The 12534-nt window shown below is 32.8% G+C and carries 12 protein-coding genes; 6 read left to right on the plus strand and 6 right to left on the minus strand.

The features are described from left to right. Positions 1-42 precede the first annotated feature (42 nt). The gene (gene hemA, locus RYK20_RS09865) at positions 43-1281 is read left to right on the plus strand and encodes a glutamyl-tRNA reductase (RefSeq protein ID WP_314895299.1); all 1239 of its coding nucleotides are present in this window, start codon (positions 43-45) and stop codon (positions 1279-1281) included. A gap of 14 nt (positions 1282-1295) precedes the next feature. On the opposite strand, the gene RYK20_RS09870 is transcribed toward hemA, so the two are convergent. From RYK20_RS09870 to RYK20_RS09880, 3 genes are read right to left on the minus strand one after another with little or no spacing between them, the layout of a single operon-like run. Further along, the gene (locus tag RYK20_RS09870; protein WP_311457448.1) at positions 1296-1439 is read right to left on the minus strand and encodes a hypothetical protein; all 144 of its coding nucleotides are present in this window, start codon (positions 1437-1439) and stop codon (positions 1296-1298) included. A gap of 11 nt (positions 1440-1450) precedes the next feature. Continuing rightward, positions 1451-1930: an Lrp/AsnC family transcriptional regulator gene (locus tag RYK20_RS09875; RefSeq protein ID WP_297980239.1), complete on the minus strand. Its 480-nt coding sequence runs from the start codon at positions 1928-1930 to the stop codon at positions 1451-1453. Positions 1931-1985: 55 nt separating this feature from the next. Then, a complete protein-coding gene (locus RYK20_RS09880; RefSeq protein ID WP_314895291.1) occupies positions 1986-3068 on the minus strand; it encodes a M14 family zinc carboxypeptidase in 1083 nt (360 codons plus the stop codon). Between the two features lie 128 nt (positions 3069-3196). Here RYK20_RS09880 and RYK20_RS09885 point away from each other — a divergent pair, with 128 nt between their 5' ends. From RYK20_RS09885 to RYK20_RS09905, 5 genes are read left to right on the plus strand one after another with little or no spacing between them, the layout of a single operon-like run. Continuing rightward, positions 3197-3586, plus strand: coding sequence for a helix-turn-helix transcriptional regulator (locus RYK20_RS09885; protein WP_314895292.1), 390 nt, complete (start codon positions 3197-3199; stop codon positions 3584-3586). A 57-nt stretch (positions 3587-3643) separates the two neighbouring features. Continuing rightward, positions 3644-4420 (plus strand): TerC family protein, encoded by a 777-nt coding sequence (locus RYK20_RS09890; RefSeq protein WP_297980245.1) that lies wholly within the window; start codon positions 3644-3646, stop codon positions 4418-4420. A 4-nt stretch (positions 4421-4424) separates the two neighbouring features. Next, positions 4425-6053 (plus strand): AMP-binding protein, encoded by a 1629-nt coding sequence (locus RYK20_RS09895; protein ID WP_314895293.1) that lies wholly within the window; start codon positions 4425-4427, stop codon positions 6051-6053. Positions 6054-6075: 22 nt separating this feature from the next. Next, on the plus strand, positions 6076-6618 hold the full coding sequence (locus RYK20_RS09900; RefSeq protein WP_314895294.1) for a DNA mismatch repair protein MutS: 543 nt from the start codon (positions 6076-6078) through the stop codon (positions 6616-6618). Positions 6619-6649: 31 nt separating this feature from the next. Further along, positions 6650-8419 carry an aminopeptidase P family protein gene (locus RYK20_RS09905; RefSeq protein ID WP_314895295.1) on the plus strand — a complete coding sequence of 590 codons (1770 nt, stop codon included), beginning with the start codon at positions 6650-6652 and terminating at the stop codon, positions 8417-8419. A 100-nt stretch (positions 8420-8519) separates the two neighbouring features. Here the strand turns inward: RYK20_RS09905 and RYK20_RS09910 are convergent, their stop codons facing one another. The 3 genes from RYK20_RS09910 to RYK20_RS09920 form a co-directional block, all read right to left on the minus strand. Next, positions 8520-9389 (minus strand): hypothetical protein, encoded by an 870-nt coding sequence (locus RYK20_RS09910; RefSeq protein WP_314895296.1) that lies wholly within the window; start codon positions 9387-9389, stop codon positions 8520-8522. A gap of 17 nt (positions 9390-9406) precedes the next feature. Next, entirely contained in the window at positions 9407-11530 is a 2124-nt protein-coding gene (locus RYK20_RS09915) for an NERD domain-containing protein (protein WP_314895297.1), read from the minus strand. Positions 11531-11845: 315 nt separating this feature from the next. Continuing rightward, positions 11846-12352, minus strand: a complete 507-nt coding sequence (locus RYK20_RS09920) for a hypothetical protein (protein WP_297980212.1) — start codon at positions 12350-12352, stop codon at positions 11846-11848. Positions 12353-12534: the final 182 nt, after the last annotated feature.

Below are 12534 nucleotides of genomic sequence, written 5' to 3' on the forward strand. Positions count from 1 at the left end.
AATATAACCTTATTTTTGCATTCGTTTTTATGGATATATCTAATGACTCAAAATATAACTCTAAAAGAAACTCATTTTTATATAATAGGGATTAGTTATAAAAAAGCAGATGCTGATATGCGAGGGCTTTTTAGCTTAGATATAGAGCATCAGGAACGCATTCTTATCCAGGCACAGGAAGAAGGTATGGAAGGTTTGGCTATTCTCTCTACTTGTAATCGTACAGAGCTTTATGGTTTTGCTCAGCACCCTTTCCAACTGATTCAAAAATTATGTACTCATTCAAAAGCTACGCTTGAAGACTTTGAAAAAGTAGGATACATCTACAAAAATAAAGAAGCTATTAATCACCTTTTTAATGTAGGAACAGGATTAGATAGCCAAATTTTAGGCGATTTTGAAGTGATTAGCCAACTGAAAAAGTCTTTCTCTTTAGCTAAAAAATACAACCTAATCAATGCCTTTATGGAGCGCTTGCTTAATAGTGTCATTCAAGCCAGCAAGCGTATCAAGAACGAAACAGAACTCTCCTCGGGCGCTACATCTGTATCTTTTGCTTCAGTACAATATATCTTGCAAAATGTAGACAATATTTCTCAGAAAAATATTCTCCTTTTTGGCACAGGAAAGATTGGGCGCAATACTTGTGAAAACCTTATCAAGCACACACAAAATGAGCATATTACTCTAATTAATCGCACCAAAGAAAAGGCCCAAGAGGTTGCAGGAAGGTTCAATGTTTTGGTAAAAGATTTTGCTCTTCTTGGAGAAGAACTTACTCAAACAGATGTTTTGGTAGTGGCTACAGGTAGCAAAACTCCCACTATTACCAAGGAAATGCTACCTTCAGACAAAGAAATGCTTATCCTCGACCTATCCATTCCTAAGAATGTTGCATCTGATGTAGAAGAACTTAGTAAGGTAACCCTCATTCATATGGATTATCTCTCCCAGATGACTGATGATACACTGGAGCGCAGAAAGGCTTTTATTCCTCAAGCGCAGCAAATTATAGAGGAAATCAAAACAGAGTTTGACCAATGGTTACAAAACCGCCGTTTTGCCCCTGCTATACAAGCTCTCAAGCAATCCTTAGAGGCACTCAAAGAGGGAGAAATAGACTTCCAACGCAAGAAAATAACTGACTTTAATGAAGCACAAGCCAGTATGATTAGTGATAGAATTATTCAAAAAATCACTACTAAGTTTATTAATCATCTAAAGGAAAGTAGCACCCCTGAGGAGAGCCTTCACTTTATAAAACAGGTATTTGAGTTATAAAAAAAATCGGTAATTTACTTACCGATTTTTCTTTTTTGATTCTTATTAATGATAGAAGCCACTGCATAGGTAAGCATAAGACAAACTAAAGCAAAAAGTAGAATCATCATAGTTCCATTGGTATGATTGTACAATGGTAAAAAATATAAAATATTCATATTAATTAATTTTATAATTCTTTAAATACAGTGTGTAATAAGCGTTTTTTATCACTAATACTCTCTTCCATAGAAATCATACTCTCAGTTCTATAAACACCTTCTATATCATCTATTTGAAAGATAATTTCCTTAGCATGCTTGGTATCCTTAGCTCTTATTTTACAAAGAATATTATACTTACCACTGATAATACTAGCTTGAGTAATGTAAGGGATTTCCGTAAGGCGTTCTATTACAAATTGAGTTTGATGATTTTTCTCTAGAAAAATTCCTACATAAGCCACGAAAGTGTAACCTATTTTTTCATAATCAACTGTAAGGGTTGAACTTTTGATAATTCCTGATTCTTCCATTTTTCTTACTCGAATATGAACAGTTCCAGCAGATATATCAAGAGCTTTTGCTATATCTGTAAAAGGCATTCGTGTATTCTCAATAAGCATATCAAGAATTTTATGATCTATCTCATCTAATTTAAATCTTGCCATTTAGTTTTATTTTGGGAGCAAAGATATAACTTTTTTTCTAATAAAAATAAAAAAACTAATAAGAATTATATTTTTGTACTTCTTTTGTAAGATATTCTAATATATAGTCAATAATTACTTCTCTTTGGCTAAATTTTTTAGGATAAATATCTGAAAGAGAATAAGTATTGTGAGCATAATAATTCTGCTGAGTGCCTTCAACTATTTTAGGAGTAAAAATTATTCTATCTCCTATAAGCTGTTCTTCTAGTTGAAAATAAAATTTCTCTCCAGAAATATCATCAATAAAACAAAAATCACGGAAATTTTTATGATTTTCGGGTATTTTAAAATATTCTTTAACAGTATTTTTCTCAAATGTATTGTTATTAATAAGCTCTAATGCTTTTAGAATAGACAAGGCTACATATTTACGAGTCTCTTCACGTTGATAATCATTAGGAAAAAATCCTGATTCAATAAGAATTGTTGGAACTCCTAATAAAGTAAATTGATCTCCTGTACAATTGGCATTAAAGCTATCATCAAACCGTCCTACTTGATTTGGTATTAACTCTTGTAAATAGTTATTTAATTCTACAATTAGCTTCATAGCTTTTGTTCTAGGTTCTGTTAATCTTCTTGATTCATCAGCAGCAGGAGCTAGAAAAGACACTGTGGCAGGCTTCTCCCCTACTCCAAAAATTGTCCGTTGATCATGCAAATTAAAGCAAAAATCAGGTTTTACATCTTCAAAAACACTCCTTAAAAATAAACTTTCTTTTTGGGAAAGATTAATAGCATCTCTATTGAGATCTATGTGATTAAAATTCTCGCGAGTATACAAATTGGCTCCATCAGGATTAAGCATTGGAATTATATATAATTCACAATTGTAAAACAAATAATCTTGTTCTGAAAATATTTTAAAAATATCAATGAGAGCTCTTGTAGTAGTGCTTTCATTGCCATGCATTTGCGACCACAAAAGTATACGTACATCTCCTTTTCCTATCTGATATAAAGGAATAGGTAGGTTATTTTCTGAATATCCAGTTTTAGATAACCATTTATTATAATCTAGAAGAATATTATTTAAATGATTATAGGAAACATATTTCCCTGTTATGCGATCATCTTTTATGTAATTATAGCTCATATATTTTATTTTATTAGACAAATATATTGTTTCTATAATTTACATTTGTAAAGTAATTTCAAAATTATTTAATTTGTTTTTGTGATATTTATTTGTTACTTTTGTGATTTATAAAAATAGAATTTATTATGTTTGATCAACAAGAATTTATCGCTCGTATACAGAAGATTATGAACTATTATAGCCTAACAGCTTCTGCTTTGGCAGATCAGTTAGGCGTATTGCGATCTAGTATTTCACATTTATTATCAGAAAGGAACAAGCCTAGCCTTGATTTTGTTTTGAAAATAGTAAATAAATATCCTGAAATTGATTTGTATTGGTTACTTTACGGTAAGGGAACTTTCCCTAAGGAAGAAGTTCAAAATCCAAAAGAATCTATTCCTAATGAAATCATTTTTCCACCGTCATTAGAAGAAAAATCTTATGTAAAACAAGAGGTATTAGAGGAAAAAGAGATTCAAAAAATAGTTTTTTTCTACAAAGACAAAACCTTTGATATATTTGAAAATTTTTAGTATATTTGCTTTTTCATATAAAATTAGAATTTCACATTTGTAAATTATTAAATTATGATAGAACATTTGTTCACTGTAGATGCAATCGTGGCATTGCTCACACTTACCTTTCTAGAAATTGTTTTAGGAATAGACAATGTAATATTTATTTCTATAGTAACGGGAAAACTTCCTGAGCAACAAAGAAAAAAAGCAACACGTGTAGGATTATTCTTAGCTATGTTTATTCGTATTGCATTATTATTCTGTATCTCTTGGCTGGTACAGCTAAAAGATCCTTTCTTGAGTTTTGATTATGGATGGTGTAAAGCTGATTTTAATGGTCAGGCTTTAATTCTACTCGTAGGAGGAATATTCCTTTTGTACAAATCTACAAGAGAGATTCACTCAAAAGTAAATCATATAGAGCATATTACGGATTCTAACGAAGCTGGAAAATCAGTAAAAACTTCCTTTACAGCTACAATAGCTCAGATACTTATGATTGATATTATCTTTTCCTTGGATAGTATTCTTACAGCCGTTGGAATGACTAACGGACTCAATGGAGCTCTATTAATTATGATAATAGCAGTTATTCTTTCGGTGGGAATTATGATGCTTTTTGCAGTTCCTGTAGGTAATTTCGTAAATAATAACCCTTCAATTCAGATTTTGGCGCTTTCTTTCCTTATTCTTATAGGTTTTATGCTCATCACAGAAAGTATGCATTTGTCACATTCTGTTGTTCTTGGGCAGGAAGTCGGAGCTATTCCTAAGGGGTACTTATACTTTGCGATAGCATTCTCTTTGGGAATAGAGTTTTTGAATATGCGTATGAGAAAAAAATCCTAATATTATGAATACAATGTATGCTTATGTTCACGGAGCTTCTTCTATACCTTTATTAGGAGAAACGATTGATGAAAATTTAAGAAAAACAGTTGAGAAATATCCAGACCAAGAAGCTCTTATTTGTGCTCACCAGAACTATAGAGCTACCTATAAAGAGTTCTACAACCAAGTTGTGCAGGTAGCGAAAGGACTTATCGCCTTGGGTGTAAAGCGTGGTGACCGTGTAGGGATATGGTCGCCTAACTGTTACCAATGGACTCTTTTACAATATGCTACTGCAAAAATAGGTGCTATAATGGTGAATATCAATCCCGCTTATCGTACCAGTGAGCTTATTTATGTAATTAACCAATCGGGATTATCCGTTATGTTTGCAGCTCTTCAATTTAAGAGTAGCAATTATAAAAAAATGATGGATGATGCAAGGGAATTCACTGATACTATCCGTAAGGCTATCTTCTGGGATGAGAGTTGGGAGCGTTTCCTCAAGGAAGGAGAACGCATTTCTGATGAAACCTTACGTAAGCGTGAGGAAAAAGTACAGTTTGATGATCCTGTAAATATCCAATATACCTCTGGCACTACAGGTAATCCCAAAGGGGTAACCTTATCACATCATAATATATTGAACAATGCTTATTTCATAGGTATAAGAATGAACTATACTCACTCTGATAGAGTATGTATCCCTGTACCTTTTTATCACTGTTTTGGAATGGTTATAGGTAATCTGGCTTGTACAATACACGGAGCTACTATGGTGATACCTAATGATAGCTTTGATCCTGTAAAGACCTTACAAGTGGTGGAAAGAGAGCGTTGTACTTCTCTCTATGGAGTTCCTACTATGTTTATAGCGGAATTACAAGAAATGGAACAGAAGTCCTATGATCTTTCTTCTTTACGCACTGGAGTAATGGCAGGATCCTTATGCCCTCCTGAGATTATGAAAAAAGTAAAGGAACTAATGAATATGCACGAGATTACTATCTGTTATGGTATGACCGAAACCTCCCCTGTTTCTACTCAGACAAAAATAGGTGTTCCTTTCGAGAAGCAAATTTATTCTGTAGGAACAATTCACGACCACTTAGAAATCAAGATTATAAATCCAGAAACTCAGGAAATACTTAAGCGTGGCGAGAGTGGCGAACTCTGTACACGTGGATATTCTGTAATGCTTAAGTATTGGAATAGCCCTGACGCTACTAAGCAAGTATTAGACGAACAACGCTGGATGCATACAGGCGACTTAGCTATGATGGATGAAGAGGGATATATTCATATATCAGGACGTATCAAAGACCTAATTATTCGTGGAGGTGAAAACATTTCTCCTAAGGAAATAGAAGATTTCCTATACACTTATAAGGGTGTTATGGATGCTCAAGTTATTGGAGTGCCTAGCGAAAAATATGGAGAAGAAATTATGGCTTGGATAAAACCTAAGGAAGGAATTACAATTACTGAAGAAGAAATCCGTGCCTTCTGTAAGGATAGAATTGCTCATTATAAAGTACCTAAATACTGGAAATTTGTTGATGAATTTCCTATGACTATCTCTGGAAAAATCCGTAAGGTAGAAATGCGTGAAATAGCTGCACGCGAACTAGGACTCGAACCTGAAGAATAATTTTCCTTTGTAAATAATAGAAATGATGTTACAAATAGGTGATAATGTAGAAGTAATAGATGAGCTTATCAGTGGAGTGGTTACTAAAATTACTCCACAAGAGGTCTCTATAAGAATGGAAAATGGTATTATTATTACTTTTCCTAAGAAAAAAGTAGTAAAAGTGGATAAAAATACTCCTATTGAATATCATAAATTTACAAATTCTTCTCTGAAGGAAGAAAAAAAGACAAAGAAAAATGTATCTACGGGTAAAAGAGCAAAGAAAAAGAGAACTCCTGTTCTTGAAATAGACTTACATATAGAAAAATTGGTAGCCAACACACACGGAATGACTAATTTTGATATATTGAACAGGCAAATAGAAGTTGCTCAATTCCAATTGGAACTAGCTATGGAGCGGAAATTCTCTCAGATTATATTTATTCACGGAGTAGGCGAAGGAATACTACGTGCTGAGCTGGAAGTTTTGTTTTCCAGATACAAGGGAATTACTTATCAGGATGCTAATTATGCTCTTTATGGAGCAGGAGCCACTGAAGTATTTCTAGATAGTTTTTATTGAATCACATCACTTTTTTAAATTATAAAAAATAATGACAACAAAAGAGAAATTATCATTGTTACGCAATGAGATGAAAGCTAATGGATTGGATGCTTTTGTAGTTTTCAATGCAGATCCTCATATGAGTGAGTACTTCACTGAATATTGGGAAGAACGCAAGTGGATTACTGGTTTTAATAGCTCTGCTGGCTATGTTTTTATTACGCAGGACAAAGCTGTTCTCTGGACGGATGGTCGTTATCTAGTACAGGCTAAAAATGAACTTACTGGCACAGGAATAGATTTCTTTATAGAAGGAACTCCAGGAGCTCCTATCAGTGAAGAATGGTTACTCTCTGAGCTTCCTAAGGGGGCTAAGGTGGGGTGTAATGCTCTTTGTACTCCTCATAATACTTGGAACTTACTGACTCATACTCTTAAGCAAAAAGAAATTTCCTTGGTGGATAATCCTCTTATTGATAAAATATGGAAAGATCGTCCTAAGGAAAATAGAAAAGAAATTCGTGTTCGTTCTGAAAAATATGCCGGAGAATCAGCTAAAAATAAGATAACCAACCTTAAAAACAAAATAAAAGAAAAAGGAATATCACACTACCTTATAACTGCTCTCGATGAAGTGGCTTGGACAACTAATCTTCGTGGGAATGATGTAGATTTTAATCCTGTTTTTCTCTCTTACCTATGTATTACTCCTAATGAGGCAACTCTTTTTGCCGATGTAGCACAATGCAATACTTCTGTAAGGGAGTATCTTAAGGAACAGGGTATTGAACTTAAAGATTATCAATCTTTTTTTGAAGAACTCGCAGGGCTAAAGGATCAGAAAATCCTACTTTCACCCGATGCTAATCAGTCCATATATAATGCTATTGAGGATAAAAACACATTATATATGGAGCCCTCCCCTATTCAGCTTATCAAAGCCGTTAAGAACGAAACCGAACTAGAGGGATTCCGTACTGCGATGCTTAAGGACGGTGTGGCTCTTACCAATTTCTTCTGTTGGCTTGATAAAAATATAGGAAAAGTAGAACTTACTGAATACTCCTTAGGGCAAATCCTTGATAAGTTCCGAGCAGAACAAGAAGGATTTCTAGGGAATAGTTTTGCTAAAATAATAGGATATGAAGGAAATGGAGCTATTGTTCATTATCACGCTACGGATAATCCTCCTGTACCCTTATCCAACAAAGGAACTATCCTGATAGACTCAGGAGCACACTACACCGAAGGAACTACCGATATTACCCGTGTGATCCCGCTGGGAGAGTTCTCTAAGGAGTTCAAAACAGATTATACGCTGGTAATGAAAGCTATGATTACTCTTAGTACAACTACTTTCCCTATAGGAACTCGCGGAGTTCAGCTGGATTCCATTACTAGAGCAATTCTCTGGAAGCATATGCGAGATTTTGGGCACGGTACAGGGCACGGAGTAGGTAGTTACTTATGCGTACACGAAGGACCTCAGAATATCCGTAAGGAATTACGAGATATTCCTTTGCTAGAGCATATGGTATGCTCCAATGAGCCTGGTTGCTACTGCGAAGGGCGTTATGGTATCCGTATAGAGAATATTGTAACTGTACAGAAAGCTGGAAAAAGTGAGTTTGGCGAATTTTTCCGTTTGGAAACGCTTACTATTTGCCCATTGGATACAAGAGCCATTGAGGTTTCCCTCCTTACTGAGGAAGAACGCAAGTGGCTTAATGATTACAACGCTTGGGTAGAAGAAAAAATAAGCCCTCTTGTAGGCAAAGAACAGCAGGAATGGCTCAAAGAAAGATGTAAAGCTATATAACCACACCAAAAAAGGCTATCCTATTGGGATAGCCTTTTTATAAAATATAATATACTTAAGTAACTTAAAACTTTTGCTAATTCTTTATATTTATAAGATACTATCGCTTTTTCTGAACATAGTTTTCTAAATCACTAAAGAAAATTTCTATATAGTTGATTACCTTCAAAAGAAATGTATCAGATAAACGGATACAATAATTATTATCATCTTCTGTTCTGAGGAAGTTTTCTGTTTGGATAATCTCTTCTAAGTTCCTGCGTATATACTCTTTATCTGTACTATTTAGTACTTTCTTTGTCAATACACTGAAATAATCAGGATTATTGTGGATAATTTGATTTCTGAGTACTCTTATAGTATCTAAAAATTGCCAATGTATTTGTTCAAATATAAAGCTCTCTACCTTACAAAATTTAGTAAGAAATTTTTCGCACTGTACAGTAGCATCTCCTTTTAGGTCATAATAATGAATAGGGGCTTTTTTTCCTAAAATGTTACAAAGTCTCTTTAGTTGATTTTCAAAAAAGGAATATATCAATACCAAAGTAAAGTTATTTTGTATAAGCATAAAAGACGAGATATTCAATTCTTCGGGATCTTCTTCAAAATTAGTTCCTGCCTCAATCATAAATTCAGCTTCCCCTTGTAGCCATCTTAATTCATTGTATAGCCTTTGTGCTTTACGTATACCAAGTATTTTTTCTTCTCCTTCTTTATCTTTTGTTAGTAGATCAATTTCATTTTGTAATTCTTGTATTCTCTTGATTGTTTCAGGATTATCTTTGTTTTTTTCATAATTTTTCTGATAATTCTCAAGTTCTTCTTCTATTATTTTATTCTTTTTTTTCTCAATAATAGCTTCTTCTCCATCAGTAAACTTTTTTTGATAGACGATGTATTGTTTAAGAGTTTCTGTTCCTCCTCTAAACATACTGAAAAATTCTTCTATTCTTGCTGTTTGGTTCATAATGCGATGATTTTTAATTATTTTACTTTATCTACAATGTTCTTTAGTCTTTCATGGTAGTCTGTATTTCCATAGTTAATAATGACTAATTGAGAGCGACTACGAGTAATACCTGTATATAAAATTTCATCAAAAGCCATATTAAACTTATTCAATTCTCTGTATTTAGGTTCTATAATTAAAAAGAGTAATTCACTTTCCCAACCTTTGAAACTATGAACAGTAGATAATTTAACTGTACCACTATTAAACCAAAAATTATATTTTTTATTAGTCCTAATTTTTTCTAATTCGAGTTCTATGTTTTTAGGACTAAAATTCTCTTTGAAATATATAATTTCTTCTCTTTTCATGAAGCTTATAAATTCATTCTTAGCTATTTTTTCTTTATTGCAAAAAATATCTAATATAGATCCGAAAAGATTTGGATATTGAATATTTAAATCATATAAAACAAAAAGGATACATAGAATATCTGTACCTTTTATTCTATTATTATAATAACCAACCAGATCTAATCCCTCTTGTAACCAATAAGTATCTTTTGGCAAGAAATTGAAACCTAATTTATATATAGTCTCCCAAGTTTCAAACATTGTATTTGTCTTCTCTTTAGAACGATATCTGTAAAAAGCATCAAAATCTCTGAGAAAATGAATAGTTTGACTTAATATTGTAATGTCATTAGGATTTACTCCTTTGTTTATAGCGTTTTCATGTATAATATTATATAGAGATATTATAGAATTATTATTTGCATTTGCTTCACCTGAAAGGAAAATATAATTTATAGAACCTTTCTGAGTTCTTTCAAATTGTATAGTATCAGGATTAGGAGTATTAAAATCATCTATTTCATATATATCTTTATAAAACTCTTTTTGATATTCAATCGCTAAATCTTTAATTTTAAAATCAGAACGAAAGCAACGTTTAAGTTCATTAACACCGCGGATATTTACAGAAACATCTTTATTTTCTGTAGGGTTTTTGTACAAATTCTGCTTAACATCACCAAAAAGCATATAATCTCCTCCTTCAATTAGAAAATGATTCTTAATAATATCTAACCATACTCTTTTATAATCCTGAACTTCATCTATTAGAATAGCACTATATTTTCTGATCTTATTTCTATTATCTAATATTTCATATATACTTTCATCTGAAAAATAGTCTCTTCCTTCTATACGTTCTATATTCATATTATTTAGTTCAGCTTTTATAAAGGAATGGTAATGAAGAATAATGAACTTATTCCAAGGGAATTCTTCTCTAATGATATTTATTTTATCTCGAATAAAATTTCTAAGTGTTATATTAAAAGTTAAAATAAGTATTTCTCCTTTTGTTTTTTTGTATAATTCAACTGCCCTAGCTGCGAGTACAGTTGTCTTACCTGATCCAACAACTCCTCTTACACGTATTTGAGTTCTATTTCTATCATAAATTATTTTTAGTTGTTGTTCACTATAATTTAGACCTTTTCCTTCTTCTTTCATATGGATAGTAGGACTGATGAATCTTTTTATACTTTTATATATATCGTCAGTAAAAAAAGCAGAAAGATTATTGGAAATTAGATATCTTTTTTTTAATATCTTTATAAAATCATCATTATTTAATGAATCTCTTCCTATTAAGTCTATATTGTATTTTAAAAATTTCTGATAATTTCTGTCATCGTTGAAAGGATTTACTAATAGATCTTCTATTTTCTTTTGGCTTGCATTATGAAAATATACAGCACAAGAAACTATCTTAAAATTTCGAATATCCCTTATTTTTTGCTCTAATAATTTTTCAATATGTAAATCAAATAGATTTTCTTTATACTTAAGCACTTGTGAAATAGGAGATTTTATTGTGAATTCATCTTTATGATTTTTTACTTTCCAGTTCTTTTTTTCATCTAATTCATAGCTGTCTAAATTCCAGTCTTTTACTTCTATAATCATTACACCTTGCCTTTTTTTCATAATGATAACATCGGGTCTATCTCCATTCATATAAGGATTAAAATATACTTCAAAAGTATCATCTAATACTTTATTAAGGAATTCTAATAGATAAAGCTCTCCTTCTTCTGGTTTTACAGTAAGGTTTCTTATATCATCAAGACTTGGTATAAATTGTGCCATATTTCTAGAATTTAATAATATTTGTGGCTTTTCGGGTTTCGCCTTTTTAACCGGATGACCTAAGGAGGTGGTCTGGAACACCTCAGGAGGTCATAATTATGACCTCTAGCGTCTTTCGGATGACCTTTTTGGTCATATTTTTAACCTAAGGAGGTGGTCGGAAATACCTTTTTTGTCCTTTCGACCACCTCCGTGGTGCAAATTATGACCTCCATCGTCCTTCGGATAACGAAGAAGGTCATATTTAGGTTGTCCGAGGTGGTCTGGAATACCTCAGAGGTTCTTTAGACCATCTCGAAGGTGTGCTGGAGCATCTTAAGCATCTTTCTTTTCCTCATTATTATCATTGGAAGCCTTTTTTTCTCTAGTTTTTTTGGAAAAAAATTGCTTCATATCCTTATATTTGTCCTCGAAACCTACTTTCTTGGAGCCTGCACGAAAGGAAGTATAGGAATAATCCTCCAAACTATCCTGATAATTGTCATAATCGTGTAGGGTTTTGGCATTAATGGCTTTGGTACGTAGGATTTCTAAGCGACTAATGAGGTTTTCCAAGTAATTACGGCTTTTGTAATCGCGGAAAAACTCGTCCCAATTCACATCAGGCGAACGCAAATCGGGTTTGTGGGTCGCATAGTCATAAACTTTGTTAACTAGGAGCTTATTTTGCTCATTTACCCTGCCATAGCGATTGCGTTCCTCTGCGGTGAGGTTTATTTGTAGGACTTGCAGGGCGTTTTCTAAGGCTGTCATCGCCTCATTAATCGTTGTGATTTGGCTATCTTCCAAATGCACATTGTTCAGGTTGGAAATATTTCCCATATGATAAAATTTAAAGTTTCAGCAATAAAAAAAAGCAAACCTACTCACGAAAAAATTCGTAAGCAGGCTTGCTTTTGTCAAAAATTTTTATACAGGCTAAAGTCAGTTAGGGCTTGCGTTGCGTTGCGTTGAGTTGCGTTGCGTTGAGTTGCGTTGCGTTGCGTTGAGTTTTAACACTAAAA

The organism is uncultured Capnocytophaga sp. (assembly GCF_963525585.1).
Lineage (GTDB): Bacteria > Bacteroidota > Bacteroidia > Flavobacteriales > Flavobacteriaceae > Capnocytophaga.